The 18,260-nt window shown below is 61.6% G+C and carries 13 protein-coding genes; 5 read left to right on the top strand and 8 right to left on the bottom strand.

Going from position 1 to position 18,260, the window contains the following annotated elements; genetic code table 11:
- Positions 1 to 2: 2 nt before the first annotated feature.
- From HDE80_RS12030 to HDE80_RS12015, 4 genes are read right to left on the bottom strand one after another with little or no spacing between them, the layout of a single operon-like run.
- Positions 3 to 773 (bottom strand): SDR family NAD(P)-dependent oxidoreductase, encoded by a 771-nt coding sequence (locus HDE80_RS12030; protein WP_184671160.1) that lies wholly within the window; start codon positions 771 to 773, stop codon positions 3 to 5.
- Positions 770 to 2,203: a TolC family protein gene (locus HDE80_RS12025; protein WP_184671158.1), complete on the bottom strand. Its 1,434-nt coding sequence runs from the start codon at positions 2,201 to 2,203 to the stop codon at positions 770 to 772. Before HDE80_RS12025 ends, HDE80_RS12030 begins: the two co-directional genes overlap by 4 nt.
- Position 2,204: 1 nt before the next feature.
- Positions 2,205 to 5,405, bottom strand: coding sequence for a multidrug efflux RND transporter permease subunit (locus HDE80_RS12020; protein ID WP_184671156.1), 3,201 nt, complete (start codon positions 5,403 to 5,405; stop codon positions 2,205 to 2,207).
- Positions 5,406 to 5,409: 4 nt separating this feature from the next.
- Positions 5,410 to 6,639: an efflux RND transporter periplasmic adaptor subunit gene (locus tag HDE80_RS12015; protein ID WP_184671154.1), complete on the bottom strand. Its 1,230-nt coding sequence runs from the start codon at positions 6,637 to 6,639 to the stop codon at positions 5,410 to 5,412.
- Positions 6,640 to 6,781: 142 nt separating this feature from the next.
- Here HDE80_RS12015 and HDE80_RS12010 point away from each other — a divergent pair, with 142 nt between their 5' ends.
- Positions 6,782 to 7,756 (top strand): LysR family transcriptional regulator, encoded by a 975-nt coding sequence (locus HDE80_RS12010; protein ID WP_184671152.1) that lies wholly within the window; start codon positions 6,782 to 6,784, stop codon positions 7,754 to 7,756.
- Between the two features lie 20 nt (positions 7,757 to 7,776).
- On the opposite strand, the gene HDE80_RS12005 is transcribed toward HDE80_RS12010, so the two are convergent.
- On the bottom strand, positions 7,777 to 8,577 hold the full coding sequence (locus HDE80_RS12005) for an undecaprenyl-diphosphate phosphatase (RefSeq protein WP_184671151.1): 801 nt from the start codon (positions 8,575 to 8,577) through the stop codon (positions 7,777 to 7,779).
- A 756-nt stretch (positions 8,578 to 9,333) separates the two neighbouring features.
- On the opposite strand from HDE80_RS12005, the gene HDE80_RS12000 reads away from it, so the two are divergent.
- The 4 genes from HDE80_RS12000 (at position 9,334) to glnA (ending at position 13,556) form a co-directional block, all read left to right on the top strand.
- Positions 9,334 to 10,098, top strand: coding sequence for a TorF family putative porin (locus tag HDE80_RS12000; RefSeq protein ID WP_184671149.1), 765 nt, complete (start codon positions 9,334 to 9,336; stop codon positions 10,096 to 10,098).
- 104 nt (positions 10,099 to 10,202) lie between these two features.
- Positions 10,203 to 10,541 (top strand): P-II family nitrogen regulator, encoded by a 339-nt coding sequence (locus HDE80_RS11995; protein ID WP_184600040.1) that lies wholly within the window; start codon positions 10,203 to 10,205, stop codon positions 10,539 to 10,541.
- 21 nt (positions 10,542 to 10,562) lie between these two features.
- Positions 10,563 to 11,921, top strand: coding sequence for an ammonium transporter (locus HDE80_RS11990; RefSeq protein WP_184671147.1), 1,359 nt, complete (start codon positions 10,563 to 10,565; stop codon positions 11,919 to 11,921).
- Positions 11,922 to 12,146: 225 nt separating this feature from the next.
- The gene (gene glnA / locus HDE80_RS11985; RefSeq protein ID WP_184671145.1) at positions 12,147 to 13,556 is read left to right on the top strand and encodes a type I glutamate--ammonia ligase; all 1,410 of its coding nucleotides are present in this window, start codon (positions 12,147 to 12,149) and stop codon (positions 13,554 to 13,556) included.
- An 88-nt stretch (positions 13,557 to 13,644) separates the two neighbouring features.
- On the opposite strand, the gene cysK is transcribed toward glnA, so the two are convergent.
- The 3 genes from cysK to HDE80_RS11970 all read right to left on the bottom strand — a co-directional run bounded on the left by cysK (position 13,645) and on the right by HDE80_RS11970 (position 18,201).
- The gene (gene cysK / locus HDE80_RS11980; RefSeq protein ID WP_184671144.1) at positions 13,645 to 14,586 is read right to left on the bottom strand and encodes a cysteine synthase A; all 942 of its coding nucleotides are present in this window, start codon (positions 14,584 to 14,586) and stop codon (positions 13,645 to 13,647) included.
- 60 nt (positions 14,587 to 14,646) lie between these two features.
- The gene (cysG, locus tag HDE80_RS11975; protein WP_184671142.1) at positions 14,647 to 16,137 is read right to left on the bottom strand and encodes a siroheme synthase CysG; all 1,491 of its coding nucleotides are present in this window, start codon (positions 16,135 to 16,137) and stop codon (positions 14,647 to 14,649) included.
- Between the two features lie 306 nt (positions 16,138 to 16,443).
- The gene (locus HDE80_RS11970; protein ID WP_184671140.1) at positions 16,444 to 18,201 is read right to left on the bottom strand and encodes a bifunctional sulfate adenylyltransferase/adenylylsulfate kinase; all 1,758 of its coding nucleotides are present in this window, start codon (positions 18,199 to 18,201) and stop codon (positions 16,444 to 16,446) included.
- Positions 18,202 to 18,260: the final 59 nt, after the last annotated feature.

The following is an 18,260-nucleotide window of genomic DNA, read 5'->3' as shown; positions in this document are numbered from 1 at the left end:
GTTCACCACGGAATGATTTCGCCGTCGCGGAAAAAGCCGCCGGTCGTCGACGATCTCCCTGGCAGGCATGCAGCCCAGACGACGCCTTGCGCGCTTGCGCTGGCCGGTCTTCCGCCGGCGCCGCCCATCTCCGTATTGGTCCAGCCAGGACACACCGCATTGACCAGAATCCCGCTGCCAGTCAGCTCCGCTGCCAGCGCACGGGTGTAGCTATTCAACGCGGCCTTCGAGACGCGATAGGCCGGGCAGCATTCGCCGTCGATCGTGCTCGAGGCACAGCCGCTGGACAGATTGACGATGCGGCCAAAGCCGAACGGTCGCATCAGTGGCAGCATCGCCTCACTCAGCCGCCATGCGCCAAGCAGGTTGGTGTCGAGCGCAGCGTGAACGGTGTCAATGTCGATCGATGAAGGTAGCTCGCCCATGTCGTAGTAGGAGCCGGCATTGTTGACGAGGACGTCCAGACGTCCATAGGTGTTTTCGAGATATCGCGCGGCGGCATCGATGTCTTTCTGATGTGTAACGTCGAGCTTGATCGCCGTTACGTCCGCACCATCAGTACGCAGCCGGCGCGCGGCGCTTTCGCCGAGCGCCAGTTCACGACTGCCCAGCAGCACGGTCATGCCGGTGGCCGCCAGCTGCCGCACGATCTCGAGACCCAGTCCACGGTTGGCGCCGCTGACCAGCGCAATCTGCTGCGCCAGCGGTGGGGCGGCGAAGAGCGAAGAGGCGCGCTGCGACTTCCTGCGCGCCGGCGAAGGCGCGGTGTTCATGGCGCGCTGACCAGCGCATCGCAATGCTCGTCGGCACAGGCCTGCCAACCGCCACCGAGTGCCTTGTACAACGCGATGGCTTGCAGGTTGATACCGGCTTCGGCTTCGGCCAGTTGGTCCTCGGCGCTCAGCTGCGTGCGCTGGGCGTCGAGCAGCTCCAGATAGTCGGTCGCGCCGGCTTCGTAGCGAATGCGTGCCAGCTCGGCGGCGCGGGTGCTCTGAGTGGCCTGTTCGTCGAGCTTCTGCACGCGCACGCGCTGCTGGTTGTAGCCGACCAGTGCATTGTCGACGTCTTCCAGTGCGCCGAGCACGGTGCGCTGATAGTTCGCTTTCGCCTCATCGGCACGCGCCTCGCTGGCCTTTACGCCGGAGCGCACGCGCTGCACATTGAGGCCGGCCCAGCTGATGCTGGGCGCCACCGACCATGCACGCGATTCGGCGCCACCGAAATCATTGCTGCGTCCGGCAAGAAAGCCGACAAAGCCACCCAACGAGATATGCGGGAACCAGTCTGCCTTGGCCACACCGATACGGGCATTCGCTGCCGCGAGCTCGCGTTCCGCGACGCGGATATCGGGCCGGCGCGCCAACACATCACCGGCGTTGCCGATCGGCAGCGAGGTATCGATCGGATGAAAGGTCTTCGGTGAAAGATCGATATCCAGTTCGCCCGGGCGTTCGCCCAGCAACACGGCGAGACGGAAGGTGTCAGCTTGCGCCTGAGTCTCCAGTACGGGCAATTGTGCTTCCACGGCGGCTAGCCGCGCGCGGGCGCTGGCGACGTCCTGATCAGAGCCGGTGCCGACATCGGCGCGGCTCTTGATCAGTTTCAGCGAGTCACGCTGGTTGTCGATGTCGCGCCTTGCCACGTCGAGCCGCAGCTGGGTGCCGCGTAAGTCGAAGTAGTGCCGGGCCACCTCGGCAAACAGCGTCACCTGCGCGTCTTGCAGCGAGGCTTCACCCGCTTGGCTATCAGCGCGTGCGGCCTCGACGGAACGACGCACGCCGCCGAACAGATCCAGCTCCCAGCTGGCATCAAAGCCGGCCTGATAGTTGGTGATGGTCTCGCGACCGGTGGTGAAGCCGGGCTGCTGTTCGCGGCTGCGCGAGTAGCTGGTCTGCGCCTCGATATCCGGCAGCTGCTGGGAGCGTGCGGTACCGAGCAGTGCGCGTGACTGGTTGAGCCGCGCCAGCGCGATTTTCAGATCCGGACTGTTTTTGGCGGCACGCGTAATCAACGCATCCAGCGTGGTGTCGTGGAACTGTGCCCACCAGTTCGCCTGGAAATTGATCGGCGACTGCTGTGCAGCATCGACACCCTGCAGCGTGACCGGCTTCTCGACCGGGTGTTTATAGTCCGGCCCAACCGTGATGCAGCCGGCGAGGAGCAGTGCGCTCGCGAGCGCACTCAAACGGTAAAGGGAAGTCATCTTAGTGTTCCTCGAAAGCGGGTGCCGGCAGCGCGACGTGGCTTGCCTTGCGCGCGGCCCGGCGTGCGGCGCTGTTCTCGCTCCAGCGGCGGATCAGCACGTAGAACAGTGGCGTGAACAACAGGCCGAAGAAGGTGACGCCGAGCATGCCGGAGAACACCGCCACACCCATTGCGTGACGCATCTCCGCACCGGCGCCGTGCGACAACACCAGCGGTACTACGCCCATGATGAACGCGAACGAGGTCATCAGGATCGGGCGTAGCCGCAGCCGGGCGGCTTCCAGTACGGCCTGTACGCGATCCAACCCTTCGAGGATCTGCGCCTCGCGGGCAAACTCCACAATCAGGATCGCGTTCTTGCACGCCAGGCCTACCAGCACGATCAGGCCGATCTGGGTGAAGATATTGTTGTCGCCACCGCTCAGCCACACGCCGGTAATCGCGGACAGCAATACCATCGGTACGATCATGATCACGGCCAGCGGCAGGGTCAGGCTTTCGTACAACGAGGCGAGCACTAGAAATACCAGCAGCACCGACAGCGGGAAGACCAGCACCGCGGTATTACCGGCGAGAATCTGCTGATAGGTCAGCTCGGTCCACTCGAACGACATGCCATTCGGCAGGTTGGCCTTGGCCAGCCGCTCCATCGCATCCTGCGCCTGGCCCGAGCTGTAGCCCGGTGCTGCGCCGCCGTTGATTTCAGCGGTCGGGAAACCGTTGTAATGCTGTACACGATCCGGGCCTACGCTCTGGCGCACGCTGACGAACGAACCCAACGGCACCATGTCGCCCTTGGCATTGCGCGTCTTCAGCTGGGTGATGTCCTGCGGCTCATGCCGGAAGCCGGGCTCGGCCGAGACATTCACCTGGTACGTGCGACCGAAACGATTGAAGTCGTTGACATAGAGCGAGCCGAGATAGGCCTGCATGGTCTGGTAGACGTCACTCAGATCGATACCTTCGGCCTTGGCCTTCTCGCGATCCACGTCGGCATCGATCTGCGGCACGCTCACCTGATAGCTGGAGAACAGCCCGGCCAGTGCCGGCTCCTTCTGGCTTGCCGTTATGAGGTTCTGGGTCTGCTTGTACAGTTCCTCGAAACCCTGGTCGCCGCGATCCTCCACCTGCAGGCGGAAGCCGCCGATGGTGCCCAGACCGTTGACCGGTGGCGGCGGGAAGATCGCGATGTATGCCTCCTGGATCGCTGCATATTTCTGTTGCAGCGCTGCCGTGATCGCGCCGGCCGAGAGCGAGGCATCGCGCCTCTCCTCGAACGGTTTCAATGTGACGAAGACAATGCCGGAGTTGGTGCTGTTGGTGAAACCGTTGATCGAGAGGCCGGGAAATTCAACGGCACTCTCCACGCCCGGTTGCTGCAGCGCGATGTCACTCATCCGACGAATCACGGCTTCGGAACGATCCAGCGAGGCGGCGTCCGGCAGCTGGGCGAATGACACCAGGTACTGCTTGTCCTGTGCCGGCACGAAACCGGTTGGTACCTTGGCAAAGCCGAACAGGCCAAGTAGCACCAGGCCGCCGTAAAGAATCAGCGCCACCGAACCGGCACGCAGCACCCGCTGCACGCCAGCGACGTAGCCGTTGGCACTGCGCACGAAGAAGCGATTGAACGGACGGAATAGCCATCCAAACGAACGATCGATACCGCGGCTCAGCGCGTCCTTGGGTGCGCCACGCTCTTTCAGCAACAAGGCGGATAGTGCCGGGCTCAGGGTCAGCGAGTTGAATGCCGAGATCACGGTGGAGATTGCGATGGTCAAGGCAAACTGACGATAGAACTCACCGGTCAGGCCGCTGATAAACGCCGCCGGCACAAACACAGCGCACAGCACCAAGGCGGTCGCCACGATCGGGCCGGTGACTTCCTTCATCGCCTGACGCGTGGCGTCCTTTGGCGATAGGCCATGCTCGATATGCCGTTCGACGTTTTCCACCACCACGATGGCGTCATCCACCACAATGCCGATCGCCAGCACCAGTCCGAACAGCGACAGCGCGTTGAGTGAAAAGCCGGCCAGATGCATGACCGCGAACGTACCCACCAGCGACACCGGTACGGCTACCAGCGGGATGATCGAGGCACGCCAGGTCTGCAGGAACAGGATCACGACCAGCACGACCAGTACGATCGCCTCAAACAGCGTGTGCACCACCGCCTCGATCGAGCCGCGCACGAACACGGTCGGATCGTAGACGATCTTGTAGTCGACGCCTTGCGGGAAATCCTTCTTCAATTGCGCCATCGTGCTGCGCACTTCGTCGGAAATGTGGATGGCGTTGGAGCCCGGCCGCGCGAAGATCGGTACCGCCACCGCCGGCTTGTTGTTGAGCAGGCTGCGCAGCGCATAATTGTTGGAGCCCAGTTCCACTCGCGCAACATCGCGCAGGTAAGTCACTCCGCCGTTCGGATCGGTGCGCACGACGATCTTGAGGAACTCGTCCTCGGTGACCAGTCGGCCCTGGGTATTGATGTTGAGCTGAAAGGCGTTGTTGTTCGGGCCGGGCGATGCATTCAGTGCGCCGGCCGCCACTTCGACGTTTTGCTCATTGATCGCGTGCACGATATCGCCGGTGGTCAGGCCACGGTTGGCCAGGCGTTGCGGGTCCAGCCATACGCGCATGCTGTATTCGCCGGCGCCAAAAATCTGCACGTCGCCGACACCGTCGAGGCGGGCCAGCTGATCCTTGATGTGCAGGCGCGCATAGTTCGACAGGTACAGCATGTCGTAGCGCTGATTCGGCGAGATCAGATGCACGACCATGGTGAGGTCGGGTGAGCTTTTCTGTGTCGTCACACCGAGCCGTTGCACTTCTTCCGGCAGCCGCGGCAGTGCCTGCGCCACACGGTTTTGCACCTGCACCTGGGCATCGTCGAGATTGGTGCCCAGTGCGAATGTTACGGTGAGCGTCATGGCGCCGTCGCTGGTCGATTGCGAGGCGGTGTAGAGCATGCCTTCGACGCCGTTCATCTGTTCTTCGAGCGGCGTGGCGACGGTCTCGCCGATCACTTTCGGATTGGCGCCCGGGTAGCTGGCGTGTACCACCACGGTCGGCGGTACCACTTCGGGGTATTCGCCGATCGGCAGCTGGAATAGCGAGATGGTGCCGGCGATCAGCAACAGCATCGACAGCACGCCGGCGAGGATCGGTCGATCCACAAAATATTGAGCGAGTTTCATCGGATCAGTCCTGCGCGCTGGTCAGCGCATTGCCTTTGGGTGCGCTGCCGCCGCCGCCACTCGCCAGTTGATTGGCGTTGGGGTCGAGACTGCGGGTCGCCATGGCGACCTTGGTTGGGTTCACTTCCATGCCGGGGCGCACGTGCTGCAGACCGTTCACGACCACTACATCGCTGGCGCTCAGGCCATCGGTCACCACGCGCAAACCGTCGAGCAGCGGACCGGTGGTGATCTTGCGGTAGTCGACCTTACGATCCTTGTCGAGTACGTAGACAAACTTGTTGCCGAGATCAGTGCCAACAGCGCGGTCGTCGATCAACGCACGCGGCTGTTTGCTCTCGCTGCGTAGCTGCATGTGCACGTAGAGCCCGGGGGTGAAGCTGGCATCTGTGTTGTCGAATACGGCGCGCAAACGGATCGTGCCGCTGGCCGCGCTCAGCTGGTTGTCGACGAAATCGATGTGGCCGTCGTGCGGGAAGCCGGTTTCATCAGCCAGCGCCATCGCGATCTGGGGAGCTGCACCATGCTCGCGACGCAGGCGATCGAGTTTGAGGTAGCTGTGTTCGTCGACATCGAAATACGCATAAACCGGATTGACGCTGACCACACTGGTCAACACGTCGTTCGGCGTGACCAGGTTGCCTGCGGTAATCAGCGCATTGCTGACGCGGCCGTCGATCGGCGCACGTATCTCGGTGAACTCGCGATTGAGGCGCGCGGTCTCCAGCGCAGCGCTATCCGCGGCAACCTGTCCCTTCGCGCTTTGCGAAGCTGTGCTCATGCGGTCGGCTTCTTCGCGCGACACCGCATGCTGATCGAGCAGTTTCTGCGCACGTTGGGCGTTGGCATCGGCCAGCACCAGTTCGGCACGCGCCTGGCCCAGGTTGGCCTGTAGCCGATCGACTTCAGCCTGATACGGGCGAGGGTCGATCTGGAACAGCAGCTGGCCTTTCTTCACCAGCGCACCTTCGGTGAACTGCACACTATCGACATAACCGCTGACGCGGGGCCGCAGTTGAATCGTATCGACGGCCTGCAGGCGGCCGGTGAACTCATCGGCATCGCTGATGGTGCGTACCAGGGTCTGGGCGACGGTGACTGATGGCGCTGGTGGCGCGCTGTTGCTCTCGGCGTGGCTCTGGCCGTGTTCGCCGAGCACTGCCCAGCTGCCGATGACCAGCGCAATGGCCAGCGCGAGGGGAATCCAGCGCTTCTTGGTGTGGTTCGTTGACATCATCAATCTCCAGAACAGGGCGCAGACGGCAGGGCCGTCAGCGAAGGCTGGGGAGAATAGGTGTACCAGGCGGTATAGATAATCCGTTCATCAGGCACTACACTCGTGAGCCAGAATCACGAATCAACGGGAAAACCGCGCTATGGAAGACTTTTCAGCCATATCGACCTTCGTTCGCGTGGTCGAAGCCAAGAGTTTTGCCGCTGCCGCCAGCCAGTTGGGCATGACGCCTTCCGGGGTCAGTCGTGCTGTGGCCCGGTTGGAAACCCAGCTCGGCACCCGACTGTTGTCCCGTTCGACGCGATCGCTGCGGCTGACCGACGACGGTGCGTCATTCCATGCCCGCTGCAAGGAAATCCTGGCCGATCTCGCCGAAGCGACCGAAGCCCTAGGCCACGCGCGCATCCATCCGGTGGGTAAGCTGCGCGTCGCCGCTCATTCGGCGATTGGTCGCTCCGCGCTGATTCCGAATCTGGTCGAGTTCGAGGCGCGCTATCCGGATATCCGGCTCGAACTGGCGATGTGCGATTACCCGTTCGATCTCAACGAGGAAGGCTACGATTGCGCCATCCGCATGGGCGTGCTGGAAGATTCCAGCCTGATCGCGCGCAAGCTTGGCCACTTCAACAACGTGCTGCTCGCTGCGCCCTCCTATCTGGCTCGATATGGAGTGCCGAATACGATTGACGATCTGCGCCAGCACCATTGCATCAACTACGTTTTTCCGAGTACCGGCAAGGCGTATCAATGGCAGTTCGACACGCCGAGCGGTCGGGTCGAATTGGATATCGATGCGCATATGCTGATCAACGACGGCGAGTCGGTGATCCAGGCGGCGGTCGCCGGCCTGGGCATCATCCAGGTACCGCACTGTCTGGCCGCGGCCGCGTTGGCCAAGGGCGAGCTGGAAATCGTGATGACCGATACGATTTCCACCGGCTCACCGCTGTGGATCGTCTACCCGCAGAAGCGCCATCTGTCCGCGCGCGTGCAGGCATTCATCGAATGGGTCAGCGAGCTGTTCCAGCGCACTTGCGAACCGCAGTGTCTGCTCAATGCGCGGCTAGCCGCGGATGCTGCGACGAAAGAGATCGAGCGAATCGCCGCCGCGGCCTGAGCCACCGGCAGCAGGCGCTATCAGCCGCCCGCCGGCACCAGCAAGAGCAGCGCCAGGCCCAGCACGATGCGGTAAATCGCAAACGCGGTGAAGCGATGACTGCGGATATAGCCAAGCAACCACTTCACTGCGACAAAGCCGACGATCAGTGATACCGCGAAGCCGACGATCAACGCGTTCCAGTTTTCATTCGCGGCGCTGCCATCCTTCAGCACTTTCAGCAGCTCGTAGCCGGTTGCCGCGTACATGGTCGGGATACCCACCAGAAACGCGAACTCGGTGGCGGCGGCGCGATTGCTGGTACCGGCCAGCATCGCCGTAAAGATGGTTGCGCCCGAACGTGAGGTGCCGGGAAAGACGCCAGCGACCATCTGCGCCATGCCAACCAGAATCGCTACACGCCAGGTCACCTGTGTGCGATCGACCTGCCGCGCCGCGATTTGTTCGGCCACGATCATCCACACGCCACCGATCACCAGCGCCCAAGCGACGGGCGTTATCGTCTCAGGCAGCTTGAAGTGAAAGTGCACCACGATGATGGCGCCAAGCACTGAGGTGATGAGAAAACTCACGATCAGCTTCAGCAGATAATCGCGATTGGTCGGTTCGCGCCACTGCGAAAACAGCTGCCAGATGCGCTTCCAGTAAATGAAAGTGATCGCGAGAATCGCGCCCGCCTGGATGCCGACGTTGAACAGATCCGATCGCGCGCCCAGCCCGAATTTCTCCGCGATCAGTAGATGGCCGGTGCTGGAAATGGGCAGAAATTCGGTGATGCCTTCGATGATGCCAAGCAAGATAACGTGGATCAAATCAGTCAAGAGAAGCGAGCCTTCGATGACGCGGCGCGGCCGCAGACAAGGCAGCCTAGCTTAGGTGCAAGCGCTTCGCGAAATCTGTCCAAACGCGGCCGCCACAGGGCGATATTGCTGGCCAAACGCGTGCTGCGATGCGCCAAGGTTAAACGTGCTATTCATCTTGCCAAGCCGTCGCCGCCGCCGTTGTAGTGACGGCAACTTCAATGCCGGTCCAGGCATGCAGGCGTATAGGCCCAAAGCAAAATAAGTCGAAAATAATTGCGTCACAGTATTGCAATGCACAAAAAACTGAGGCAGGATCAAGTCGTCAGCAAGGTTTGCAACGTCCTGTGCGGCAGCGTCGATTGACGCGCCAGCAGCGTTCGAAAATCTCTCGCCGCAGGGATCTCAGTCAACTATTGGTGCATTGTCGCGCTGCGATGGAACCGCGTCTGTCCGGTTTTGCCGCGCCGACTGTTGAGCCATCGTCCCGTTGAACATGCCGTCGCTTGCATAGTGGACGGTGCCCGGGATTGCAGTGGTGCTTTTACGACAAGTCGCCAGCGCCTTGGCAGTTTTCGTCGAACAAAACCCCTTGTCGAATCATCAAAACTTCGTTTTCCCGTGTGGTCGCGCTAGCACCGCCGAAGCTATTTCGTTGCCGATGCGTAAGCCACATCAGGCGGATCGCCTTGTCGACTTTGTCAAAGTCGCGGTAAGTTATGGACGTCCAGACGTCCATGCGATCTGCGTTTCATACATAAGCCTAGGAGCAACCCGATGAGGCGAACGACGCAGTGGCTGCTTGCAAGTGCGGTGATGTTGAGCGATCCGATGGCTGCGCTGGCGGATGATGCACCTGAAGCGCCTGCCGACAAGTTCGTCGGCAGCGTGACGGCAACGAACGATTATCTGTTCCGCGGCCTGTCGCAAACCAATCGCAAACCGGCGTTCCAGCCGGGTGTCGAGTACGACGATGCCAGCGGCTGGTATGTCGGCATCTGGGGCAGCAACATCAGCTGGTTGTCCGATGCGTCAACGCCAGAAGCGCGCATTTCCAGCAGCCTGGAAATCGATATCTACACCGGCTATCGCGGCAATCTGAGTCCTGACTGGGCTTATGACGTCGGTCTGTACACGTACTACTACCCCGGTACCTATCCATCGGACTTCACCCGTCCGTACACGACGGAAGCCTATGCGTCGCTGACCTGGGAAGGTATTGCGCTGAAGTACTCGTACGCGCTCACGAACCTGTTCGGCTTCCCGGATAGCAAGAACAGCGGCTATGTGGATCTGTCCTACAACTACGAGTTCAGTCCCGGTTGGACCTTGAACTCGCATGTCGGGCATCAGGATGTTTCGAACACGCCGGGTTTTTCCTATACCGACTGGAGGGTGGGCGTGACGCGCGCCTGGCCCAATGGCTATTCGATTGGCCTCGGCTACTACGACACCAATGCCAAACGCAGCGCTTACACCAACGCCGATGGACATTTCGTCGGTCGTACCACCGGGATTCTCACGCTCAGCAAATCATTTTGAATCGAAAATTTTTAATTAAGGTACTTTTGAACCACCAGCTTTTTGAAGAGGTATTTACCAGCCGCAGTGGGTAAACACGGCGGCATCAACGTCTGGAGATAGGCATGAAATTGATCAGCTGCATCATCCGGCCTTACAAGCTGGACGAAGTGCGTGAGGCGTTGACCAATGCCGGTGTCAGTGGCATTACGGTGAGCGAAGTACGCGGCTTCGGACGGCAGAAAGGCCACACCGAACTCTACCGCGGCGCGGAATACGTCGTGGACTTTCTGCCCAAGCTCAAGCTCGAGGTGGTGATTGCCGACGAGTTGCTCGATACGGTGCTGGAAGCCGTTCAGCAGTCGGCGAAAACTGGCAGCGTGGGTGACGGCAAGATATTCATCAGCACCATCGAACAAGTCATCCGCATCCGAACCGGCGAACTCGACGCCGACGCCCTCTAAATCCTGCCTTGCGAGGTTTCCATGAAACAGCTTCTGTTGATCCGCCACTCGCGCAGCCTGCCGGGGTGTATAGCGTCATTCGTGTTCTTGTGTCTGCTCCTGCTGGCACCTTCTGCTTTCGCTGCAGCACCCGTGGTCCAGGTGGTCGACAAGGGCGACGTGGCCTGGATGCTTACCTCGACCTTGCTGGTGTTGCTGATGACGGTGCCGGGCCTGGCACTTTTCTACGGCGGCCTGGTGCGTGCAAAGAACGTGCTGTCAGTGCTGATGCAGGTGATGACGGTGTTCTCGATGATCCTGGTGCTGTGGGTCATCTATGGCTACAGCCTGGCGTTCACCGAGGGCAACGCGTTCATTGGCGGCTTCAGCAAGGTGTTCCTGCACGGGGTGACCAAGGACACGCTGTCGGCCACGTTCACCGCCAACGTGTCGCTGCCTGAGTACGTGTTCATCGTGTTCCAGTCCACCTTCGCCGGAATCACGGGTGCACTGATCGTCGGCTCGTTCGCCGAACGCATGCGCTTCCGCGCCGTGCTGGCGTTTACCGCACTGTGGTTCACCTTTGCCTATCTACCGATCGCGCACATGGTCTGGTTCGGGCCTGACGGCTTCATGTTCGCCAAGGGCGCGCTGGACTTTGCCGGCGGCACCGTGGTGCACATCAATGCCGGTATCGCCGGTCTGGTCGGTGCCTACATGGTGGGTCCGCGACTGGGCCTGGGCAAAGAGTCGATGAAGCCGCACAACGTGACTTTCACCATGGTCGGCGCGGCCCTGCTCTGGGTGGGCTGGTTCGGCTTCAATGCTGGCTCCAATCTGGAAGCCAACAGCGGTGCCGCCCTGGCCTTCATCAACACCTTGCTTGCAACAGCGGCTGCGGTGCTGTCGTGGCTACTTGTCGAAGTCGTCAAAAGAGGCAAGCCGTCGATGGTCGGTGGTGCTTCCGGCGCTGTTGCCGGCCTGGTCGCCATTACTCCGGCTTGCGGCACGGTGGGTCCGATGGGCTCGCTGGTGATTGGTGCGCTGGCGAGCGTCTTCTGCGTGTGGGGCGTGACCGGACTGAAGAAGATTCTCAAGGCCGACGACGCGCTCGATGTGTTCGGTGTCCATGGTATCGGCGGCATCGTCGGCGCCTTGCTCACCGGCGTGTTCAGCGCACCGGTGCTCGGCGGTACCGGCTTCGGTACCGGCAACACCACGATTGCCCAGCAGTTGGGTGTGCAGGCGCTCGGCGTGTCGATCACGCTAGTGTGGAGCAGCGTAGTGTCAGTGATCGTCTACCTGATCGTGAAGCTGATCTTCGGACTACGCGTCAGCCCAGAAGCCGAGCGCGAAGGTCTGGATATCAGCTCGCATGGCGAGAGCGCATACGAGGCTTAACCTATCCGACATATCGGTATGGCAGGTTCACGCCTGCTCGGCCTGGGTCTGCCATACCGCATTGCTTCATAATGGTGCAAATAACGTGCAGAATTGCCCGTGTATGATGCGATACGTCACGCTGCAGCCGTCGCCAATGGCGCAACTGCGGATGAAATCGCGGTTTCACGCCATGGCATGACGCTTGCTAAAGCTGCCTGTCACTCACCATCCGAGGTTGTTCGTATGTCCGCCAAGAAAGTGCTCGATCTAATTCAGGAACACGAGGTCGAGTTCGTCGACTTCCGCTTCGCCGACATCCTCGGTGTCCACCATCACGTCAGCTTTCCCGCCCACGCGATCGACGATTCGACGTTCGAAGACGGCAAGATGTTCGACGGTTCGTCGATTTCCGGCTGGAAAGGCATCAACGAGTCGGACATGGTCCTGTTGCCCGATCCGGAGACTGCCTATCTCGATCCGTTCAGCGCACACACCCAGCTGGTTCTGCATTGCGACGTGCTCGAGCCGTCGACCATGCAGGCCTATGGCCGCGACCCACGTTCCATTGCCAAGCGCGGTGAGGCGTTTCTCAAATCCACCGGCATCGCCGACACGGCCTTCTTTGGGCCGGAACCCGAATTCTTCATCTTCGATTCGGTGCGTTGGCAGAACGACATGGGGCATGCCTTCTACGAGATCACCTCGCAGGAAGCCGCGTGGAGCTCCAAGTACAAGTACGACGGCGACAACACCGGCCATCGCCCCGGCATCAAGGGCGGCTACTTTCCGGTCAGCCCGGTCGATTCGCTGGGCGATCTGCGCGCCGACATGTGCAAGGTGCTGGAGTCGCTCGGTCAAACCGTCGAAGTGCATCACCACGAAGTGGCCAACGCCGGTCAGTGCGAGATCGGCGTCAAGTTCAACACGCTGGTCAAGAAGGCCGATGAGCTGATCACCATGAAGTACGTGGTGAAGAACGTCGCGCATCAGAACGGCAAGACCGTTACCTTCATGCCCAAGCCGATCGTCGGCGACAACGGCAGCGGCATGCACGTGCATCAGTCGCTCAGCAAAGGCGGCGAGAACCTGTTTGCCGGTGACCTTTACGGCGGCCTGTCGCAGACCGCGCTGTGGTACATCGGTGGCATCTTCAAGCATGCCAAGGCGATCAACGCGTTCTCCAACTCCACCACCAACAGCTACAAGCGTCTGGTGCCAGGCTTCGAAGCGCCGGTGATGCTGGCCTATTCGGCACGTAACCGTTCGGCCAGCTGCCGCATCCCGTACGTGGCCAGCCCGAAGGGTCGCCGCATCGAGGTGCGCTTCCCCGACCCGATGCAGTCGGGCTACCTAGTGTTCACCGCGCTGATGATGGCCGGCCTCGACGGCATCATCAACAAGATCGACCCGGGTGCCCCGGCCGACAAGGATCTGTACGACCTGCCGCCGGAAGAAGAGAAGAACATCCCGCAAGTTTGCTCCAGCCTCGATCAGGCACTGGAAGCGCTCGACAAGGATCGCGATTTCCTCAAGGCCGGCGGCGTGTTTACCGACGACTTCCTCGATGCCTATATCGAGTTGAAGATGAAGGAAGTCACCCGCTACCGTGCCAGCACGCACCCGGTCGAGTTCCAGATGTATTACTCGCTCTGACTTCGACGGAAGTCGCAACAAAAAACGGACGCCTCGGCGTCCGTTTTTTATCGTCGATGCCTATGCTCATCGAACACAGGCAGGGTATTCAGGCGATCTCGTCCGAGCCTTCGTTGACGCCTTCGAACAGGAACGTCGACAGATAGCGTTCACCGGTATCCGGCAGCATCGTCAGCAGTACCGAACCGTCCGGCGCATTGCGGGCGACTTCAAGCGCAGCGGCCAGCGTGGCTCCTGCCGAGATGCCGACAAAGATGCCCTCCTTCTGCGCCAGCGCGCGTGCGGTGTCGCGCGCCAGCACGTCATCGACCGGCACGATACGCTCGGCAATCTCGCGGTTCAGCACGCCCGGCAGAAAGTCCGGCGTCCAGCCCTGGATCTTGTGCGGCTGCCATTCCTTGCCGGACAGCAGCGCGGCGCCGGCCGGTTCGGTGGCAATAATTTTTACGTCCGGTCGGGCTAGCTTGAGTACCTCACCCACGCCGGTGATCGTGCCGCCGGTGCCCCAGCCGCTGACGAAATAATCCAACCGGCGACCGGCGAAATCGCGCAGGATTTCCGGCGCGGTGGTATTGCGGTGGTAGGCGGGGTTGGCCGGATTGTCGAATTGATTGGCAAGAAACCAGCCGTGCTTCTGCGCCAGCTCGGCTGCCTTGCGTACCATGCCGGTGCCACGTTCGGCGGCCGGCGTCAGCAGCACCTTGCCGCCATAGGCGCGGATCAGCTTGCGCCGCTCTATCGAGAATGTTTCGGTCATCACCGCCACAAACGGATAGCCGCGAGCCGCACAGACGGCGGCCAGGGCGACGCCGGTATTGCCAGAGGTGGCTTCCACCACGGTCTGGCCCGGTGTCAGCACACCGCGTTTTTCGGCATCGAGAATGATCGCCAGGGCGAGCCGATCCTTCACCGAACCAGCCGGGTTGAACGCCTCCACCTTGACATAGATCTCGACATGCTTGGGTGCCAGTCGGTGCAGCTTCACCACCGGTGTGTTGCCGATCGTGTCGAGAATGCTTTCGTAGATCATGGTGACTCCGGTGGATGGATAGGGGGTAGGAATCATCGCTCGCCTTGGCGAACGTTTTCGTTATCGATGATGAATCGCACTCAGCAGGTTTCCGCCCATGCGCCGCTCCGGGGCCGGGAGCGTTTTGATCGGCGCTTTGCCACGCATCGACGCAACCGCCGCGCCCAGGGGTGCCTGACCAAACCATGCCAGCGACTCTGCCAGTGCAGCCACCTCGCCGAGGATCAGCAGCGCGGGCGAGCGCACGGCATGCGTGGTTGCCCACTCGGCCAGCTGCGCCAGCGTACCGGTGACCACACGCTGGTCGGCGCGCGAGCCGTTTTCGATCAGTGCGAATGGTGTCGACGCGGCTCGGCCGTGCGCGATCAAGTTGGCCTGCAGCGTCGGCAATTCGCCGACCCCCATATAGACCGCCAGCGTCTGTCGCTCCTGCGCCAGCGCTGGCCAATCGAGCGTGTCCATCGATGAGCGGCAGTGCGCGGTGACGAAACGCACTGACTGCGCGTGATCGCGATGCGTCAGCGGTATGCCGGCATACGCAGCGCAGGCCACAGCAGCGGTGATGCCGGGTACCACTTCATAAGGAATGCCGTGATCGCGCAGAAATTCCAGCTCCTCGCCACCACGGCCGAATACAAAAGGATCGCCGCCCTTGAGGCGAATCACACGCTTGCCGGCGCGCGCATGTTCGAGCAGCAGCGCATGGATGCCGTCCTGCGTGGTGTGGTGGTTGCCGGCCTGCTTGGCGACCTCGATGCGCTCGGCATCGCGTCGCGCCAGATCCAGTACCTCGGCACTCACCAGTCGGTCATGCAGAATCACATCCGCTTCGTTCAGTGCACGCAGCGCACGCAGGGTCAGCAAGCCGGGATCACCGGGCCCGGCACCGACCAGCACCACCGATCCAGCGGCGCGCGCCGGAGTCGATGCCAGCAGATGCTCTGCGGCTTCGAGCGCGCGATCCGGTTGCCCTTGTCGCAGCAGTCTTGCCACTGGGCCAGTGAAAAGATCCTCGTAGAAGCTCCGTCGGCCGGCCAGGTCGGGGTATCGCAGGCGAATGCGCTTGCGCAGCTTTGCCGCCAGTGACGCCAATGCGCCGAGTGAATGATCGAGCAGGGTTTCCAGCCGCTCGCGCAGTAGCCGCGCCAGCATCGGCGCATCGCCGCCGCTGGAAATGGCGATGGTCAGTGGCGCGCGGTCGATCACCGCCGGCACATGGAAGCTGCATAGCGCCGAGTCATCCACCACATTGACAAAAATCCGTCGCGACTCGGCTAGCGCGGCGACGCGCTTGTTCAATGCGTTGTCCGACGTGGCAGCGATGACCAGCCAGACCGTATCGAGCCACGTATCGTCGAACGGCCCGCTGCGCAGAATGATTCGTCCTTCATCGGCCCAGGCCTGCAGCTGCGGCGTTAACTCGATCGCGTGCACGGTGATCTGTGCTTGCGCATCGAGCAGGGCGGCAATCTTGCGTTCGGCCACGGCACCACCGCCCACCACCAGCACAGCGCGGTGGGCAAGATCGGCGAACAGCGGATACAGCTTCATCGTCACCTGGTGACTAACCTCAGTGGATCGACCAAGCTACGAGGCGCGCCAAGGCAAGACAAATGATTTGTTTCGCCTGGCTTATGCCTTGCGGTTATGTCTGATATGCCGCTTGTGTCATATCCATTCAAACAGACGTGCAGACGTCTAATCATTTTTGATAGAGCCTTCCGCAAAGGTTTGCGTCACAACCAACGGCCACCCATGGGTAATGGTTGCCAATCAATTTGCGCAACGACTGGCGTAATAACCATCATTGCGCCAGTCGCCGCGGCTCGCATGTCATCTGGCAGACAGTAGCCAGAATCAGCCGTTGATCAATCCCGTATTGCGCAGCAGCGCGAGAATCTGCCGGGCCAACACCGCCGGCTCCGCCGCGTTGCCATCTACCCGCAGTTCGGGTCGATCCGGCACCTCGTAGGGATCGCTGACGCCGGTGAAGTGGGCAATCTTGCCCGCGCGTGCCTGCGCATACAGGCCCTTGCGATCGCGCGCTTCGCAGACCTCGATGGCGGTGGCAACGTGGATCTCGACGAAGTTGCCGTGCGCCTCGACCAGCGCCCGCACCGTGGCGCGATCATCAGCAAACGGTGCAATCGGCGCGCAGATGGCAATGCCGCCGTGCCGCACGATTTCGCTGGCCACGTAGCCGATGCGGGTGACGTTGGCCGAGCGGTCCTCGCGTGAAAAGCCCAGTCCGCGTGACAGATGCTTGCGCACCTCGTCGCCGTCGAGCACGGTGACCGGACGGCTGGTGCGTTCCAGCAGCTGTGCGATCACCGCCTGCGCGATGGTCGATTTGCCCGAGCCCGACAGGCCGGTGAAGAACAGCGCGAAACCGCGCGCCGCCTTCGCTGGATGACGTTCGCGCAGGATATCCACCACTTCCGGAAAACTGAACCATGCCGGGATCTCGCTGCCTTCGTGCAAATGGCGGCGTAGTTCGGTGCCGGAGATATCGCGCACGTCGTCGCCGGCCGTCACTTCGGTGGACGGCAGATATTCATCGCGATTGGCCGCGTACACCATCGCGGGAAACGGCACGATCTGGATGCCGAGTTCGTCCTGATGCTGAGTCAGCAACTGCTGTGCATCGAACGGCCCATAGAACGGCCGCCCGCTGGCGTCGTTGCCGGGGCCGGCGTGATCGCGGCCGACGATGAAATGGCTGGCACCGTAATTCTTGCGGATGATCGCGTGCCACAGCGCCTCGCGCGGGCCGCCCATGCGCATCGCCAGCGGCAGCAGCGATAGTTTTGCGCTGTCCTGCGGATATTGCGGCAGCAAGGCGCGATAGCAGCGCACGCGGGTGTAGTGATCGACGTCACCCGGTTTGGTCAGTCCGACGACCGGTTGGATCAGCAACTTGGCGCCAACCTGCTGTGCGGCGCGCAGGGTCAGTTCGCGATGCGCGCGATGCATCGGGTTACGCGTTTGGAACGCGACGATGTGACTCCAGCCGTTTTCCGCGAACCACGTGCGCAGAGCACGCGGCGTATCGCGCAATTCGCTGAAGTCGTGGTGTTCTGGTGGTTGCACACCGCGCAGGCGGCCACCCAGGGCCACTGGCTGGGTCCGCTCGAGCAGTTCGGCGACGCCCGGATGCAGGCGATCGGTGCTGCCGAAAACCTGCTGCGCTTCGTGCAGGCGATCCGGTCGGTAGATATCCTGTACCTCGAGCACGGCCAGCGGTACGCCCTGGCTATCGCGCAGCGCCACTTCTGTGCCTGCCGTTATCGTTGCGGCTACTGCCTCGCTGACATCAAGCGTGATGGGCATCGGCCACAAGGTGCCGTCGGCGAGGCGCAGATGCTCGACCACCGACTCGTAGTCGCGCTGACCGAGAAAGCCGTCCAGTGGCGAGAACGCACCGCTCAGCAGCAGTTCGAGATCGCACAGTTGGCGTGGATTGAGATCGATGCCGGGCAGGCTGGCGCTGTGCTGCTTGAGCGCCTCTGCGTCAGCGCGCGGTAGATAGAGTTCTTTCAGCACGCCGCCGTGTGGCGCGATGAGTGAATCGATCGGAACGGCGTCCGATGTCGGGGCAAGTGCAGTGTGACTCATGGCAAAGGTATCCAGTCGGATGGAGCAGAAAAGTCGGGGTAGAAAGCCGTCGCGTCACG

Origin of the sequence: Rhodanobacter sp. A1T4 (genome assembly GCF_014207185.1) — a bacterium.
In the GTDB taxonomy this organism is placed as follows: domain Bacteria; phylum Pseudomonadota; class Gammaproteobacteria; order Xanthomonadales; family Rhodanobacteraceae; genus Rhodanobacter.
The sequence above is the reverse complement of the archived record's forward strand: the minus strand, read 5'-3'. Positions and strand labels throughout refer to the sequence as shown.